General features: G+C 60.8%; 18 protein-coding genes. 9 read left to right on the forward strand and 9 right to left on the reverse strand.

Features of this window, described 5'->3' with window-relative positions; genetic code table 11:
- Positions 1 to 60: 60 nt before the first annotated feature.
- From BLR77_RS24945 to rpsU, 4 genes are all read left to right on the forward strand, one after another.
- Complete coding sequence (locus tag BLR77_RS24945) at positions 61 to 642, forward strand: hypothetical protein (protein WP_139202853.1); 582 nt, start codon at positions 61 to 63, stop codon at positions 640 to 642.
- Positions 643 to 748: 106 nt separating this feature from the next.
- Positions 749 to 1,012: a CPCC family cysteine-rich protein gene (locus tag BLR77_RS02405; protein WP_074675295.1), complete on the forward strand. Its 264-nt coding sequence runs from the start codon at positions 749 to 751 to the stop codon at positions 1,010 to 1,012.
- A 90-nt stretch (positions 1,013 to 1,102) separates the two neighbouring features.
- Complete coding sequence (locus tag BLR77_RS24950) at positions 1,103 to 1,471, forward strand: hypothetical protein (protein WP_139202855.1); 369 nt, start codon at positions 1,103 to 1,105, stop codon at positions 1,469 to 1,471.
- A 100-nt stretch (positions 1,472 to 1,571) separates the two neighbouring features.
- The gene (gene rpsU, locus BLR77_RS02410) at positions 1,572 to 1,835 is read left to right on the forward strand and encodes a 30S ribosomal protein S21 (protein WP_238380531.1); all 264 of its coding nucleotides are present in this window, start codon (positions 1,572 to 1,574) and stop codon (positions 1,833 to 1,835) included.
- A gap of 168 nt (positions 1,836 to 2,003) precedes the next feature.
- Here the strand turns inward: rpsU and BLR77_RS02415 are convergent, their stop codons facing one another.
- The 3 genes from BLR77_RS02415 to BLR77_RS02425 all read right to left on the reverse strand — a co-directional run bounded on the left by BLR77_RS02415 (position 2,004) and on the right by BLR77_RS02425 (position 4,025).
- Positions 2,004 to 2,237, reverse strand: coding sequence for an anti-sigma factor family protein (locus BLR77_RS02415; protein WP_074675296.1), 234 nt, complete (start codon positions 2,235 to 2,237; stop codon positions 2,004 to 2,006).
- Positions 2,231 to 2,833 carry an RNA polymerase sigma factor gene (locus BLR77_RS02420; RefSeq protein WP_074675297.1) on the reverse strand — a complete coding sequence of 201 codons (603 nt, stop codon included), beginning with the start codon at positions 2,831 to 2,833 and terminating at the stop codon, positions 2,231 to 2,233. Before BLR77_RS02420 ends, BLR77_RS02415 begins: the two co-directional genes overlap by 7 nt.
- Before the next feature lie 70 nt (positions 2,834 to 2,903).
- Positions 2,904 to 4,025, reverse strand: coding sequence for a beta-ketoacyl-ACP synthase III (locus tag BLR77_RS02425; RefSeq protein ID WP_074676732.1), 1,122 nt, complete (start codon positions 4,023 to 4,025; stop codon positions 2,904 to 2,906).
- A gap of 237 nt (positions 4,026 to 4,262) precedes the next feature.
- Here BLR77_RS02425 and BLR77_RS02430 point away from each other — a divergent pair, with 237 nt between their 5' ends.
- Together BLR77_RS02430 and BLR77_RS02435 are read left to right on the forward strand one after the other, a co-directional pair.
- Complete coding sequence (locus tag BLR77_RS02430) at positions 4,263 to 5,873, forward strand: FMN-binding glutamate synthase family protein (protein WP_074675298.1); 1,611 nt, start codon at positions 4,263 to 4,265, stop codon at positions 5,871 to 5,873.
- A 70-nt stretch (positions 5,874 to 5,943) separates the two neighbouring features.
- On the forward strand, positions 5,944 to 6,675 hold the full coding sequence (locus BLR77_RS02435) for a substrate-binding periplasmic protein (protein WP_074675299.1): 732 nt from the start codon (positions 5,944 to 5,946) through the stop codon (positions 6,673 to 6,675).
- Positions 6,676 to 6,693: 18 nt separating this feature from the next.
- On the opposite strand, the gene BLR77_RS02440 is transcribed toward BLR77_RS02435, so the two are convergent.
- Together BLR77_RS02440 and pnuC are read right to left on the reverse strand one after the other, a co-directional pair.
- Positions 6,694 to 7,722, reverse strand: coding sequence for an AAA family ATPase (locus BLR77_RS02440; RefSeq protein ID WP_074675300.1), 1,029 nt, complete (start codon positions 7,720 to 7,722; stop codon positions 6,694 to 6,696).
- Between the two features lies 1 nt (position 7,723).
- A complete protein-coding gene (gene pnuC, locus BLR77_RS02445) occupies positions 7,724 to 8,290 on the reverse strand; it encodes a nicotinamide riboside transporter PnuC (RefSeq protein WP_074675301.1) in 567 nt (188 codons plus the stop codon).
- Between the two features lie 141 nt (positions 8,291 to 8,431).
- Here pnuC and BLR77_RS02450 point away from each other — a divergent pair, with 141 nt between their 5' ends.
- A complete protein-coding gene (locus BLR77_RS02450; protein WP_074675302.1) occupies positions 8,432 to 9,184 on the forward strand; it encodes a tetratricopeptide repeat protein in 753 nt (250 codons plus the stop codon).
- 16 nt (positions 9,185 to 9,200) lie between these two features.
- Here BLR77_RS02450 and BLR77_RS02455 read toward each other — a convergent pair whose 3' ends face one another.
- A complete protein-coding gene (locus BLR77_RS02455; protein WP_074676734.1) occupies positions 9,201 to 10,484 on the reverse strand; it encodes an FAD-dependent oxidoreductase in 1,284 nt (427 codons plus the stop codon).
- Between the two features lie 83 nt (positions 10,485 to 10,567).
- Positions 10,568 to 10,993 (reverse strand): 3-isopropylmalate dehydratase, encoded by a 426-nt coding sequence (locus tag BLR77_RS02460; protein WP_074675303.1) that lies wholly within the window; start codon positions 10,991 to 10,993, stop codon positions 10,568 to 10,570.
- 184 nt (positions 10,994 to 11,177) lie between these two features.
- On the opposite strand from BLR77_RS02460, the gene BLR77_RS02465 reads away from it, so the two are divergent.
- Positions 11,178 to 11,444, forward strand: coding sequence for a DUF2790 domain-containing protein (locus BLR77_RS02465; RefSeq protein WP_074675304.1), 267 nt, complete (start codon positions 11,178 to 11,180; stop codon positions 11,442 to 11,444).
- Positions 11,445 to 11,497: 53 nt separating this feature from the next.
- On the opposite strand, the gene BLR77_RS02470 is transcribed toward BLR77_RS02465, so the two are convergent.
- Positions 11,498 to 11,935 (reverse strand): HIT family protein, encoded by a 438-nt coding sequence (locus BLR77_RS02470; protein WP_074675305.1) that lies wholly within the window; start codon positions 11,933 to 11,935, stop codon positions 11,498 to 11,500.
- Between the two features lie 321 nt (positions 11,936 to 12,256).
- Between BLR77_RS02470 and BLR77_RS02475 the strand changes: the two genes are divergently transcribed.
- On the forward strand, positions 12,257 to 12,958 hold the full coding sequence (locus BLR77_RS02475; RefSeq protein ID WP_074675306.1) for a glutathione S-transferase N-terminal domain-containing protein: 702 nt from the start codon (positions 12,257 to 12,259) through the stop codon (positions 12,956 to 12,958).
- A gap of 60 nt (positions 12,959 to 13,018) precedes the next feature.
- Here BLR77_RS02475 and BLR77_RS02480 read toward each other — a convergent pair whose 3' ends face one another.
- A complete protein-coding gene (locus tag BLR77_RS02480) occupies positions 13,019 to 14,329 on the reverse strand; it encodes an NTP/NDP exchange transporter (protein ID WP_074675307.1) in 1,311 nt (436 codons plus the stop codon).
- Between the last annotated feature and the right edge of the window lie 38 nt (positions 14,330 to 14,367).

Here is a 14,367-nt window from a genome sequence, read left to right on the forward strand (position 1 = left end):
CGGGCTTTGCCCTCCTGAATTCACGGGTTAACTAAGCGTTAGGCAACAAGAGGTAAAAATTTGATTACCTTAAAGTACATAGTGGCAGGCCTTGTTTTATCTCTAGCCGCACCAGCATATGCAAGTGATGTATATAGGCTTACTAATGGCATTAGCATTCATGCTCCGACCAATATTGCATGGAAAAAACTTGAACAAACGGAAAGCGAATTAAGCCTGACTAGGCAAACAGATAAACCGCCTTATTACACATCATTTTTAACCTTTAAAATCTCCACAGTAGACTCGAGCATCAATAGAATCGAAAATATTATCGACGATGCAGGGAAGCGCCTATCTAGGTTCTCCCTGAACGAAAGCAATAGAGAACGCCTAATAAGCCTCAGCTACAAAAGAGAAAACTTTCTTAACATGGACTGCATCTCTAGTAAGTGGGAAACTTTATATCCAAGAGAAAATGAAGACAACACCATTTATCGAATGGTGCAAATGATAGAGTGCCCAGACCCAAAATCCAGTAATAATATAGTATCTTTATCATTTGCACATTCAGGCAAGGAAAGCAGCATCCCTACTGAAATGCAGGAAGACGCTGAGAAATTCTTCAAATCATTAACATTTAGCTCTGTACCTAAGAAATAGCCTCATTGCAATTTTTTATGTTTGCCTAACAAGTGGTTCAAACTGTTCGCTCCGCTCACTGGGACCGGCTAGAGCCCGCCCCTTAACCAAACATTAGAGCTATACAATGAGTCTTTGCCAATGCCCATGCTGCGACTATTTCACCATACCTGTAGGTGAAAATCATGAAATATGCGCTGTATGCTTTTGGGAAGATGATTACTTTGGTATTGAGGAGCCAGATGCAGAATCAGGTGCAAACCATGGCCTCACCATTCGCCAAGCAAGAGCTAATTTTGTAGCCTTTGGGGCATGCCACCCAAGCATGGCTAAAAATGTCATATGCCCTGAGCAAAGAGCAAAATATGGCTACAAAGCACGTGCAATATAGCTCTAACTAGTGGTTCAAACCGTTCGCTGCGCTCACTGGGACGGGCTAAAGCCCGCCCCTTAACCAAACGTTAGGCATCAAGGAGGAATCATGCAGTGCTTTAACCATCCAACAGAAGCCATTGGTATCTGCAAACACTGCCAGCGCGCATTATGCTCGGACTGCTGCACAGATTTAAACGATGGACTTGCATGCAAAGGCGTGCATGAAGCAGAAGTAACCCATTTGAATACGCTGATTCAAAACACTAAAAAATCTTACTCATCATCACCTAGGGCATCATTGTTTGGCCCTATATTCAATATATTCATAGGAATCTCCTTCCTCGGGTTTGGCATAAAAAATGGAAGCGAGCCATTTCTAATGACGCTCGGCGCAGGCTTTATAATTTTTGGCTTAGCCATAATCGCATACAACACCAAGTACTTCAAAAAAATAACCACGAACTATGACGCCTAACAACTGGCTCAAATCGTTCGCCTCGCTCACTGGGACGGGCTAAAGCACGCCCCTTAACCATACATTAGAAAGCAAATATGGACAGGCGTCAGTCCTTAAAATGCAAAAAATGACAATTACAGTCAACATAGAAGATGATGAATCAATTGAGATTGCATTACGCAAGTTCAAGAAAAAGGTGAAGCACGAGACAGATCGGCGCTGGCACAAGCGAAGATTTGGTTATTACGAAAAACCATCCATATTGAAGCGCAAGGCAAAAAAGATGAAAAAGCTTTCAATACAGTCAGGTGGTAGTTTGTGGTTGAAAATTGGCCTTAAGGAACAATTTTCTAAAAGCGGTAACTTAGCTGCAGGGCGCTAGCAAGTAGCCCGGACAGCCACCGCAAACGGTGGATGAAAAAAGCGTCGGCTACGCGCCCCGATCCACCCTACGCAGTGCCCACCTGGGTGGGCGACACCATAGCTTTCAACAAAATGCGGCACCCCGGAATAAACATCCGAAAAACCAACCAAACCCTAGGATCACGGTTCATCCTTGATTACGCCGATTCTGCGCCAGGCGCTCGGCCAGGGCGTCGAGTTCGGGTAACTCCTCATCCGGCATCTGCCGGATCACCGCCTGGGTCAGTTTCATCTGGCGGATGAAACGCCGACAGTTGCCGCACATGGCCAGGTGCGCACGCACCGCCAGGCGCTGACGCAACGTCATTTGGCCGTCGAGATAATCGCTGGAATGAGCGACCAGTTCCTTGCAGGTCAGCATTGGCCTGTCTCCTCGAAATGTTCCAGGGTGGCAAAGACTTTCAGGCGTGCCCGATGCAGCAGCACACGGGCATTGGAGAGCGAGATGTCGAGAAGATTACAGATCGCCTCCAGTTCCAGGCCCTGACGCTCGCGCAGCACCAGCACGCTGGCCTGCAACTCGGACAGGCTGGCCAATGTGTGTTCCAGGCACTGGCGCAGTTCGTCCTCGGTGAGCAGCGCTTCGGGGCTGTCCTGGTGCCAGGCATGGGGCGCCAGCAGCCAGTGGCCGTCATCGGCGAAACGCTGGTCACCCACCGTGCCATGCGGCGCGGGCAGGTCGTCGAGCAACACCTCGCGGCGGTTGTGCTTGAGACGGGTCTTGGCGGTATTGGCGGTGATGGTCAGCAGCCAGGTCTTGAGACTGGAGCGCCCCTGGAAGCCGCCGAGGCTGCGCACCACGGCAAGCCAGGCATCCTGCACCACTTCGTCGGCGTGGCGGCTACCGACAATGGCATAGGCCACCGCCCGCATCGCCCCCTGGTAGCGAGCGACCAGCTCGCGATAGGCCGTCTGCTCACCGGCGAGCAGACGATCCAACAGATTGGTATCGGACATAGAACTCCCATGGATGGCGCCTGCGCGAACGATCAAACGCTCCGTGCAGCCAGGCCTTCCTACAGAGAGTTCAACGCTTGCGCAAAATTACACTGCCGATCGAATAACCGGCACCAAAGGAGCTTAGAACACCCAGGCTGCCCGCCGGCAGGTCGTCCTGATGCTTGTGCAGGGCGATCACCGAACCGGCCGAGCTGGTGTTGGCGTAGGTGTCGAGAATCACCGGTGCCTCGTGCGCTTCGGCATCGCGACCGAGCAGTTTGCGCGCGATCAGCAGGTTCATGTTGAGGTTGGCCTGGTGCAGCCAGAAGCGCTTGACGTCGCTGACGTTGAGCTGGTTTTCCGCCAGGTGTGCGGCGATCAGCTCGGCGACCATCGGGCAGACGTCCTTGAACACCTTGCGGCCTTCCTGCACGAACAGTTTGTCGCGCGCGCCCACGCCTTCTTCCGCCGCGCGGTTGAGGAAGCCGAAGTTGTTGCGGATGTTGTTGGAGAACTGGGTCAGCAGCTTGGTGCCGACCACATCGAACTGGTACTTGGAGGTGGCCAGGTCGGCACGCTCGATGATCACCGCAGTGGCGGCGTCGCCGAATATGAAGTGGCTGTCACGGTCGCGGAAGTTCAGGTGGCCGGTGCAGATCTCCGGGTTGACCATGAGAATGGCACGAGCCTGGCCGGTCTGAATGGCGGTGGTGGCAGCCTGGATGCCGAAGGTGGCCGAGGAGCAGGCCACGTTCATGTCGTAGCCCCAGCCTTGGATGCCCAGCGCGGCCTGCACTTCGATGGCCACTGCCGGATAGGCGCGCTGCAGGTTCGAGCAGGCGACGATCACCCCATCGATGTCGGCGACGGTCTTGCCGGCGCGCTGCAGCGCCTCCTTGGCGGCGCCCACGGCCATCTCGCAGAGGATGCCCCAGTCTTCGTTGGAACGCTCAGGGATACGCGGCACCATGCGCAGCGGATCGAGAATGCCTTCCTTGTCGATGACGAAACGGCTCTTGATGCCCGACGCCTTCTCGATGAAGCCGCTGCTGGACTCGCTCAGCGCCTCCACCTCACCGCGGGCGATGGCATCGGCATTGTCGGCGTTGAACTGCTGCACATAGGCATTGAAGGATGCCACCAGCTCGTCGTTGGAAATGCTGTTGGCCGGGGTATAGAGGCCGGTACCACTGATCACGACGTTATGCACGCTCATTCCTCTTCTCGGCCGCTGGCGGCCTCAGGCAGTAGGCCGGCGACAATGGCGCAGGCCGAAAATCGGGAGACTTGGGCCAAGCTCTTGCAACGGTTGGCTCCGGGCCACTGAGTGTGCCACAGGGCGATAGGGTTCGTCCTCAGCCCTTGAGAGTGTCTAGGTGGACAGAACATGACCCAATATAGCCGTTTGGTCTAAAGTCTTATCTCGACCCGCGCATCTGGAGCTTGCATGAACCTCTCCCTGCTCAGCCGCTACGCATTCTTCGCCTTCTGCGTGCTGTTCACCCTGGCCAGCCTGCCCTTCCTTGGCCATGAATGGATGTGGCCGTTCACCCTGCTCGCGGGCGTGCTCAGCCTGATCGGGCTCGGCGATCTGCTACAGACCCGCCATGCGGTGCGGCGCAACTACCCGATCCTCGGCAACATTCGCTATCTGGTCGAAGGCATTCGCCCGGAAATCCGTCAGTACCTGCTCGAAGGCGACGCCGAGCAACTGCCCTTCTCCCGCGCACAGCGCTCGCTGGTGTATTCCCGCGCCAAAAACGAAGGCGCCGACAAACCCTTCGGTACGCTGAGCGATGTGTACCAGAACGGCTTCGAGTTCATCAGCCACTCGATGCGCCCGGCGCCGCTGACCGACCCCTGCAGCTTTCGCGTGGAGATCGGCGGGCCGCAATGCAGCCAACCGTACTCGGCCTCCCTGTTTAATATCTCGGCGATGAGCTTCGGTTCGCTCAGCGCCAACGCCATTCGCGCGCTCAACGAAGGGGCGAAACTCGGCGAGTTCTACCACGACACTGGCGAAGGCAGCATCAGCCCCTATCACCGCGAGCACGGCGGCGATCTGGTGTGGGAGCTGGGCAGCGGCTATTTCGGTTGCCGTGCTTCCGACGGGCGCTTCGACCCCGAGCGCTTCGCCGCTCAGGCAGCCAGCCCGCAGGTGAAGATGATCGAGATCAAGCTCAGCCAGGGCGCCAAGCCGGGCCATGGAGGCATCCTGCCCAAGCACAAGGTCACCGAGGAAATCGCCAACACCCGCGGTGTGCCCATGGGCGAGGACTGTATCTCGCCCTCGCGCCACAGCGCCTTCTCCACCCCGACCGAACTGCTGCAATTCATCGCTCAACTGCGCGAGCTGTCTGGCGGCAAACCGGTCGGCTTCAAGTTCTGCCTGGGCCATCCCTGGGAATTCATGGGCATCGTCAAGGCGATGCTGGAGACCGGCATCCTGCCGGATTTCATCGTCGTCGACGGCAAGGAAGGCGGCACCGGTGCAGCGCCGCTGGAGTTCACCGATCACCTGGGCGTGCCGCTGCGCGAAGGGCTGCTGTTCGTGCACAACACCCTGGTCGGCAGCAACCTGCGCGACAAGATCAAGCTCGGCGCCAGCGGCAAGATCGTCAGCGCCTTCGATATCGCCCGTGTGCTGGCCATCGGCGCCGACTGGGCCAATTCGGCGCGCGGTTTCATGTTCGCCATTGGCTGCATCCAATCGCAGTCCTGCCACACCAACAAGTGCCCAACCGGCGTGGCGACCCAGGACCCGCTGCGCCAGCGCGCACTGGTGGTCGAGGACAAGGCCCAGCGCGTCTACAACTTCCACCGCAACACACTCAAGGCACTGGCCGAGATGCTCGCCGCCGCCGGCCTCGACCATCCGGCGCAGATCGATGCAAAGCACCTGGTGCAGCGCATGTCCGCCACCGAGATCAAGCTGTTCGCCCAACAGCACGTGTTTCTCGCGCCGGGCGAGTTGCTCAGCGGCCAGATCGCAGGGGAGTTCTACGAGCGCATGTGGCGCATGGCGCGTGCCGACAGTTTCGAGCCGGCACCGGCCTGAGCGGCCGTCGTCTAGTCTGTGACGGCCAAGCTCGGCGCGGCATCGCTTAACGTCTTGAACCGGTAACTGCATGCGCCTTTCGCTTTCCGCCCTGCTGTTTCTGCTCTGCCTCGCAGCCTCGGCCCAGGAGCAGCGCCCGCTACGCTTCTCGGTGTCCGAGAGCTGGGCCATACCGATGATAAAGATCGTCGATGGCCAAGCCACGGGCGGGATTCTCTACGATCTGCAAATGCGCCTGGCACAGAAGGTCGGCCGCCGTGCAGAGATGCTGGTGCTACCGCGCCTGCGCGTTCAACGTTTGCTGGTCAGCGGCGGAATCGACGTGCGCTGCTACGTCAATCCAGACTGGCTCGTCGAATCCCATCATCAGTACATCTGGAGCCTGCCCTTCATGGTGCAGCGCGACCTGATCGTCGCTCGCCATGCCGAGCCGGACTTCAAGCTGGAGCAGTTGCGGGGTGAGCGCCTGGGTACGGTGCTGGGCTTCAGCTATCCACACCTGGAGCCGCTGCTGGCCAGTGGTGAAATACACCGCGAAGACGCCCGCACCCAGGAACTGGCCCTGGAGAAGCTCGAAGCCGGCCGCTACCGCTATGCCATCAGCAGTCACCTGGCGTTGGCCTGGTTCAATCGCGACCGGCCACCCGACCAACGCCTGCATGGGCTCGATGAAATCAGCGCCGACCTGATCGCCTGCATCGTCCGGGACGAGCCGGACGTACCGACCCAGGCGCTGCTGCGTGCACTGGTGCAGATGAGACAGGATGGCGAGTTCGACGCCATCCTCGCTCGCTATCGCTGAAGCGCACGACGAGCGCGACTAGCCGCTCAGATGCCGCAACACCTGCTCGACTCGCTGCGCCAGCGAGCCCGTCAGGCACGTGAAAGCCCAGCCACGCCGATCCAGTTCCTGTTCGTACCACTGGTTCTGTCGGCGGCGAAAGGTCTCGTCCTGACGGGTGCCGTCCTGCACGAAGGGGAAGTCATCGGCGCACAGAAACAGATGCTGATAACGCCGCTCAGCCAGATGCTCCAGTTCAGCCTCGGCACGCCCGAACAGCTCACGGCAGTAGAACAGCGTGGTCAACGGCGTGGTGTCGCATACCAGGTAGCGCTGGCACTGCCCAGCCAGTGCCTGCTCGCGGACGACCTGGGTGCGGCCGATACGCAGCAGATCGTCATAGGCGAGCACACCGCCCTGCTCTTCCCACAGCTCACGGCCGTATTCGGCGGCATGGCGCGTGCCCAGGGTTTTGGCCAACGCCAGGGCGAGGCTGCTCTTGCCGGTGGACTCACCCCCAAGCAAGGCGATGTGCTCGACGAAATCGCCGTAGACCTGCGGCGCCAGGTAGTGACGCAAGCCATGAATATCGGCGCGCAGACGCGTACCCGACACAGGGACCTGAATGCGTGCGCGGTCGATCTCGACGTGCTCCACTGGCCGGCCGAAACACCGGCTCAAATGCGCGGCAAAGCCATCGCCATAAGCCTCGCTGGTGAACACGACATCCACCGGGTGGCCGAGTACCGCCAGGCAGAAATCGGCGACGAACTGGCGCTGTACGGTATCGGGTTCCGATTCGCGGGGAAGGTCCGGCAACGCCAAACCTCGCGCACGCTGCTGGGCAAGCCACTCGGGCGTCACCACCCAGCTGCGCAGTTCGGGAAAGCGCACCTGCAACCAGTTCGCACGGCGCTCGGGCGCGCAACCGGGGAGCTCCGGGCATGCCCAGCTGAGCAGCACCAGCTGCTCGCACTGCTCTTGCGCCTGGCGGATCAGCCATTCGTGCCCCAGGTGCAGCGGTGCGAACTTGCCGACCACCAGCCCTTTAGCAAATCGCTTGCTCATCTCAGACCGTCTGCGCGTTCAATTCACGGCGCCAGCGATACAGGCCGTACCAGGCGTTGCACCAGAACAGCAGGTAGATGAAGGCTGTCAGGTACAGCTCACGTGAGGCGAATAACGGCACCGCCAGCGTGTTCACCAGCAGCCAGCCGTACCAGGTTTCCAGCTTGCGGCGCATCAGCAGCAATTGCGCCAGCACGCTGAAAGTCAGCACCAGCGAGTCGATGAAGGGCGCGTAGGCATCGGTGAAATGGTGCAGCAAAGCCCCATAAGCGCCCGCCACGAGCACCGCCAGCAGCAGTGCCAGGCCAAGCCCGGCCCCGCGCGAACGACTGATCGGCAGTGCCTCGCCCTGGCGCCCGCGTAGCCAGCTCCACCAACCCAGCAGGCTGGTGGCGATGAAGAAGACCTGCAAGGTGACATCGGCATACAGCTGCACGCTGAAGAACAGCCAACCGAACAGTACGCAGCCGACCAGGCCGACGGCCCAGGTGTGCACCGAATTGCGCGCCGCCAGCACGACCGAAACCAGATAGAAGAGGTTGGCGAAAATCTCCAGCGACGACGGCATGCACGCATCCTTATGAACATGGAATCAGCCGCGCAGCCTACCACGTGACGTATGCCACAGCCGTGCATGCGTCACCTGACAACAGGGCTGATCCATGCTCTGATATGCCTCCCCTCGCACTCCAAAGGACTGGATCGCACCATGCCTCTGCTCGCTCTGTTAGTCATCGCCTGCCAAGTAACCTGTGGCCTTCACGTGGTGCGCAGTGGTCAGGAACGCTACTGGCTATACCTGATCATCGCCCTGCCTGGTCTCGGTTGCCTGATCTACTTCCTCGGCATCATGCTGCCGGATCTGCTCGGTAGCCGTCGCGGCCGCCGCACGCTCAACCGCCTGCATGACAGCATCGACCCAGAGCGTCACCTGCGCGCCCTACGCGATGAGCTGGATATTCGCGACACCCGCGATACCCGCGTCAACCTGGCCGATGAGCTGCTGCGCATGGGCCAGGCCGAAGAAGCGGCTACGCACTACCAGATGGCCCTGCGCGGTATTCACAGCGACGCACCCGACATCCTCCTCGGTCTGGCAAAAGCGCGTTTCGCCCTAGGCGATTTCAGCGGCTGTCAGGCGAGCCTCGATCAACTGATCGCCCACAACCCCGACTTCCGCTCCAGCGACGGCCATATGCTGTATGCCCGTGCGCTGGAAGGCCAGGGCAACGACCTCAAGGCCGAAGAGGAATACCGCGCGCTCGGCAGCTACAGCGCCAGCCCCGAGGCGAACTACCGCTATGCCCTACTGCTGCGCCGACTGGGACGCCAGCGTGAGGCCATCGAACTGCTGCAACAGATCCAGACCCACGCCCGCCGCTCCGCCCGGCACTACCGCACACTGCACAAGGAGTGGCTGGATCTGAGTCAGAAGGCGCTGCTCGAACTGCAGAGCAACTGAACGGCCTGCTGGCAGACTACTCCCAAGCCTCGCGCTCGCCCGTCCAGGCATGCAGCTCGCGCTTCTGCGCCCCCGACCACAGCCAACCGCCACGTGCACCGACCAGGGTGCTGACCGCATGCTGGCGACCAAAGCTGTTGTGGCGGGCCAGCATCAGAGCGATATCGCGCAGCACGGCCAGGGTGTTGCTGTTGGACTGGAACAGCGGCGTCAGCAAGCGGCTGGCCTGACGGTAGTAACGCAGATGATCACGGCGAGCATCACCGTAGCGGGTGAAAATCGCGTTCCAGTCGAGCCCGTGCTGCTGTTCGTCACCGGCATTACCAAGCGCGTCGGCCAGCGCGGCGGCATCGACCAGCGCCATATTGGCGCCCTGTCCCAGTTGCGGGCTCATGGCGTGGGCGCAATCACCGATGGCCAGGACGCGGCCATCGTTCCAGCGTTGCATGCGTACGTCCGCATAGGCCGCCAGGGTCAATTGCGCGGGATCATCGATCTGCTGCAGATAGGCCTCTGAAGCCTCGCCGGCGAGGTTGCGCACGCGGGTTTTCCAGGCCTCCAGGCCACTCTTGCGCCACGCATCATGTTCACTGAGCGGCAGGCTCCAGAACAGGCTGGTCAACGACGTCTCGCGTGCCTGATGGGTGCATCCGGTCGGCATCAGCCCGAACATCTCGCGGCAGCCGCGATACCACTGGCGCAACTCGCCGGACTCGGTCGCCGGCGAAGTCGGCAACATGCTCCACAGGGCGCCCCAGGGATAGGGGCGCGACCACTGCCGCACCTGCATCTGCGCGCGCAGGGTCGAACGTGTGCCATCGGCCAGGATCAGCGCAGCGAAATCACCCAAAGATTGCTCATTGCCGTCCTCGCCCTGACGCAGCAAGCGGACATGGCCACTCGCCTGCTCGAAACGGCTGACGCTCACACCGGTTTCCACCTGCACGCCCAACCGCTGCGCGGCATTGAGCAGTGCCGTCATCAACACGCCACGATGAATGCCAAGGCCGAAACTGCCTGGCTGCCAGTCGTGATAACGGGTATCCAGGATCACCCGCCCCTGGCAGCTGGTGCCGTAAAGACGGCTTACCGGCGCACCCAGCGCGGTGCACTCGGCCAGCAATCCCAGTCGTTGCAGAACGGCCAGGCCGGATGGCTGCAGGAGAATGCCGGCGCCCACCGGCTGCAGCTGTTCGACACGCTCCAACAAGCGCACCGCGTAACCCTGGCGGGCGAGGAATATGGCACTGGCCAGGCCGGCCGTGCCCGCCCCTACTATCGCGATTGGCAATCCGTTCACATTCATGCTCCCTGATTAGATGCAGGGAATACTAACCGGCACGCTTGATCCTCGGTATGAACGCCCGCACAGCAGCAAAGCGATCAGGGCTTGTCCGCGCGGATATCGAAGCCACCCTTGTTCTGGCTGACGATGCGCAGGTGCTGGGTTTCCCCGGCTTTCACCGGCACCGCCACTTCGCGCAGCAGGCGGCCCATGCCGCACAGGGTGTCATCCATACGATCCGGCGTGATGCCGACCACGCGCGTGCCTGGCGGCACTTGGAAGGTCGCGACCTCGCCGACGCCGATGCGCGCAGCGACCTTGCGGTCCACCTCGATGGCCACGAAGCAGCCACCGCCCATCATCCCGAAGTCGCGATTGACCACGATCTGCGCGCCGTTTGCCTGCGCCTCCTGAAAGGCCAGCAGGCGATCTTCCGGTACCGGTTTGATGTGCTCGGGGTCGCCCCGAAACGACGAACAACCGGCCAGCAGCAACAGCGGTAGAGCGATGAGGATCGAGCGCATGAAGCCCTCCATGGGCAGATGAGTGCCGCCTGAGTATTGGGCTTGACGCGTCTGCGGGCAAGATATCGATGGCAGCGATTTTCGCTAGCACAAGCATCGATTTCTGTAATGAAGGGCGCGGTGTTTTCATCTCTCTCGAACCCAGCGCCACCTAAGTCGGCGCAACTGATCGGAGACTACCCAGATGAAATTCGCAGCCCTCAACGCCACCCTCCTCGCCGCTTTCGCCCCCTTCGCCTTCGCCAGCGAGAAAGCACCTGCCAGCACCAACGTGGATGTGCAGGAATACCAGTACGGCATGCAGCTGGACATCGACCAGGTCCTGCAGCGTACCGACAACAGCCGCAAGAGCGGTGTAGTACCGAGCGTCATGGTCTACCGCGACAGCCAGGGCGAAGTGCACGCCGTGCGTTTCGTGGAGTGGGGCGGGCTGAGCAATCAGAACGGCTAAGCCACACGCTGCAGGATGCCCCGGCCGAGTCACTCGTCCGGGGCAATATCGCTTCAGCCTTGCAGGCGTTTGACCAGACGTGCCTGCAGCGCTTCCAGCTCGGCCGGGTCGGCCTTGGTGGCCGCGTGAATACCCAGCCCCTCGCCCTCGAAGCGCGGGATCACATGCATGTGAATGTGGAACACCGTCTGCCCGGCAGGCGCGCCGTTGAACTGCGCCACCTGCACACCAGCCGGCTGCAGTTCGTCGACCACCGCCTGGGTGACCTTCTTCACCACGGCCATGACCTTGGCCAGGCTGGCGTCGTCGATTTCCAGGATATTGCGCGCAGCCGCGCGCTTGGGGATCACCAGGCTGTGGCCTTTGGATTGCGGGAACAGATCGAGGAAGGCCAGTACATCGTCGTCCTCGTAGAGTTTGTAGCAGGGCAAGTCGCCACGAATGATCAGGGCGAAGATATTCTGGGAATCGTAGGTACCGTGCAGGCTCATGCCGATGGGCTCCGTGCCGGGTGGATGAAAACCCGCACCATACCCCCTCCCTCGCACGCAGGGAACCAGGCAGGATTGCTCGAGTCGATGACTACTAGCAGCTGGATCGATTTCCTTCGCTCTGACCACTCGTGTTCTGATCGCTTCTTTCGTAGAGGCTGTTCAGTATCTCGCGAGCTAGAGCGATACAAGGCAAAAACAAGCGAGGAAGCGCAGTTTACGAATGGTAAATGAGCATTCCGAGCTTGTTTTTAACGCAGTAGCGCCGACGCGCAGCAGATCGTGAACAGGCTCTTAGGCCCAATCGACATGGAACCCCACATGACCGACCTCAGCCCCTTCCACATCACCCGCAAATGGCCCGCCCAGCATCCCGAGCGCTTGCAGCTCTACTCGCTGCCCACGCCCAACGGGGTCAAAGCCTCGATCATGCTGGAAGAAATCGGCCTGCCCTACGAACCGCACCTGGTCAGCTTCGACAGCAACGACCAGTTCAGCCCCGAGTTTCTCTCGCTGGCGCCGAACAACAAGATTCCCGCCATCCTCGACCCCGAGGGCCCCAATGGTCATCCGCTGCCGTTGTTCGAGTCCGGCGCGATCCTGATCTACCTCGCGGAGAAGACCGGCAAGCTGCTGCCACAGGACGCCGCTGCCCGCTACGAGACGATTCAATGGCTGATGTGGCAGATGGGCGGCCTGGGACCGATGTTCGGCCAGCTCGGTTTCTTCCACAAATTTGCTGGTGCTGAGTACGAGGACAAACGCCCGCGTGACCGCTACGTCGCCGAATCCACCCGCCTGCTCGGTGTGCTCGACCAGCACCTGGAGGGCCGCGACTGGATCGCCGGCGAGTACAGCATCGCCGACATCGCCGTGTTCCCCTGGATTCGCAACCTGGTGGGCTTCTACGAGGCCGGCGACCTGGTGCAGTTCGAACGCTTCGCCAACGTGCGCCGCGTGCTCGATGCATTCCTCGCACGCCCGGCGGTACAACGCGGCCTGAACATTCCGGCGCGCGGCTGATGATGTTGCGGGAGTCGAGCGCCGACTCCCGCATCGCTGCAACCGCAGGATTTCGCTGACCTAGCTGGTCGCCGCCAACTGCTGCTCGGCACTGCGCTGATCGGCCTGCCCGCCCAGGTACCAACCGAGCAATCCCCACAGCGCCGCACAGGCAGCACCCACCAGCGCCACCAGCCAGGCACCCTGGGCCAGCATGTCGAGCAGGCTCTTGAGCCAGCCACTCATGGCATCGCCGGCACGATAGACCACGGTATCGATGAAGTTTTTCGCCTTGTACTTGCTCTCGGCATCCAGCGGCGCGAAGAGCATTTCCCGTCCTGGCCGCACGAAGGCGTATTCACCGATACGGCGCACGATCATCAGCGCCGCCAGCATGGCGAAGGTCGGCATCAACGCCAGGCCAATAAAGCCGACGCACACCAGCAGCGGCACGCAGGCCAGCAACACCCGCACGCCCAGGCGCCGCGCGATGCGCCCGGTGATGAACAACTGGGCAATCAGCGCGCCGGCCTGCACCACGAAATCGATCGCCCCGAACACCCGCACCTGATCGGCGCGCTGCGGGAACAGCTCGGCTACCAGGCGAGCCTGCTCGAAGTAGAGAAAGGTACTGGCTGTGGCGAGCAGGATCACGAAACCGGCAATGCCAAACAGATAGGGCGAAGACAGTACCCGCATCAAACCGCTGAACGGGTTGCCCGGCACCGGACGCTGCGGGCTTTCCGCCCGCACGGCACCGGCACGCCCCGCGCCACCCTCCTCGCGCCAGCGCATCAACACCTGCTTGAGCGACAGCGCCACGGCCAGCAGTACCGCGGCCAGCAGAATCAGCCCACTCTGCCCCAGCGTGCTCACCAGCAAGGCACTCAACGCCGGGCCGACCAGGCCGCCGACACTGGCACCGGCGGCGATGAAGGCGAACAGGCGCTTAGCCTGTTCGCTGTCGAACACGTCGGCCATCAGGCTCCAGGCCACCGATACGACGAACAGGTTGTAGACCGAAATCCACACGTAGAAGCTGCGCGCCAGCCACACACTCTCATCAGCGCTGAAGAACAGCAGGGCAAACAACGCCAGATTCAGGGTGAAGAAGCCATACACCCAGTCGATGAAGTGAATCCGCGGCACCCGCGAACTCAGCCAGGCGAACAATGGCACCGCGACCAGCATCACCACGAAGGTGGCGGTGAACAGCCATTGCAGGTTCTCCACGCCGGAGACGATGCCCATGGCCTCACGGATCGGCCGCAGCATGAAGTAGCCCGAGAACAGGCAGAAGAACAGGGTAAAACCGGCCAGCGCCGGCCACAGCTCATTGCGCTGCGCGTTGATGGCCACGGCCACGCGCTGCGCCATCGTTGACGATGACATGCGAAATTCCTCGAAAGGGCGCGCCTCGGCGGCGCGCC

This window comes from Ectopseudomonas alcaliphila (assembly GCF_900101755.1).
Lineage (GTDB): Bacteria > Pseudomonadota > Gammaproteobacteria > Pseudomonadales > Pseudomonadaceae > Aquipseudomonas > Aquipseudomonas alcaliphila.

What these genes read in the sequence shown, in the direction of transcription:
- BLR77_RS02450 (WP_074675302.1), top strand. Translation starts at nt 8,432, where the DNA reads ATGCCTCTGCTCGCTCTGTTAGTCATCGCCTGCCAAGTAACCTGTGGC.
- BLR77_RS02435 (WP_074675299.1), top strand. Translation starts at nt 5,944, where the DNA reads ATGCGCCTTTCGCTTTCCGCCCTGCTGTTTCTGCTCTGCCTCGCAGCC.
- BLR77_RS02420 (WP_074675297.1), bottom strand. Translation starts at nt 2,833, where the DNA reads ATGTCCGATACCAATCTGTTGGATCGTCTGCTCGCCGGTGAGCAGACG.
- BLR77_RS02480 (WP_074675307.1), bottom strand. Translation starts at nt 14,329, where the DNA reads ATGTCATCGTCAACGATGGCGCAGCGCGTGGCCGTGGCCATCAACGCG.
- BLR77_RS02440 (WP_074675300.1), bottom strand. Translation starts at nt 7,722, where the DNA reads ATGAGCAAGCGATTTGCTAAAGGGCTGGTGGTCGGCAAGTTCGCACCG.
- rpsU (WP_238380531.1), top strand. Translation starts at nt 1,572, where the DNA reads ATGCAAAAAATGACAATTACAGTCAACATAGAAGATGATGAATCAATT.
- BLR77_RS02460 (WP_074675303.1), bottom strand. Translation starts at nt 10,993, where the DNA reads ATGCGCTCGATCCTCATCGCTCTACCGCTGTTGCTGCTGGCCGGTTGT.
- BLR77_RS24950 (WP_139202855.1), top strand. Translation starts at nt 1,103, where the DNA reads ATGCAGTGCTTTAACCATCCAACAGAAGCCATTGGTATCTGCAAACAC.
- BLR77_RS02465 (WP_074675304.1), top strand. Translation starts at nt 11,178, where the DNA reads ATGAAATTCGCAGCCCTCAACGCCACCCTCCTCGCCGCTTTCGCCCCC.
- BLR77_RS02430 (WP_074675298.1), top strand. Translation starts at nt 4,263, where the DNA reads ATGAACCTCTCCCTGCTCAGCCGCTACGCATTCTTCGCCTTCTGCGTG.
- BLR77_RS02415 (WP_074675296.1), bottom strand. Translation starts at nt 2,237, where the DNA reads ATGCTGACCTGCAAGGAACTGGTCGCTCATTCCAGCGATTATCTCGAC.
- BLR77_RS02405 (WP_074675295.1), top strand. Translation starts at nt 749, where the DNA reads ATGAGTCTTTGCCAATGCCCATGCTGCGACTATTTCACCATACCTGTA.
- BLR77_RS02470 (WP_074675305.1), bottom strand. Translation starts at nt 11,935, where the DNA reads ATGAGCCTGCACGGTACCTACGATTCCCAGAATATCTTCGCCCTGATC.
- pnuC (WP_074675301.1), bottom strand. Translation starts at nt 8,290, where the DNA reads ATGCCGTCGTCGCTGGAGATTTTCGCCAACCTCTTCTATCTGGTTTCG.
- BLR77_RS02475 (WP_074675306.1), top strand. Translation starts at nt 12,257, where the DNA reads ATGACCGACCTCAGCCCCTTCCACATCACCCGCAAATGGCCCGCCCAG.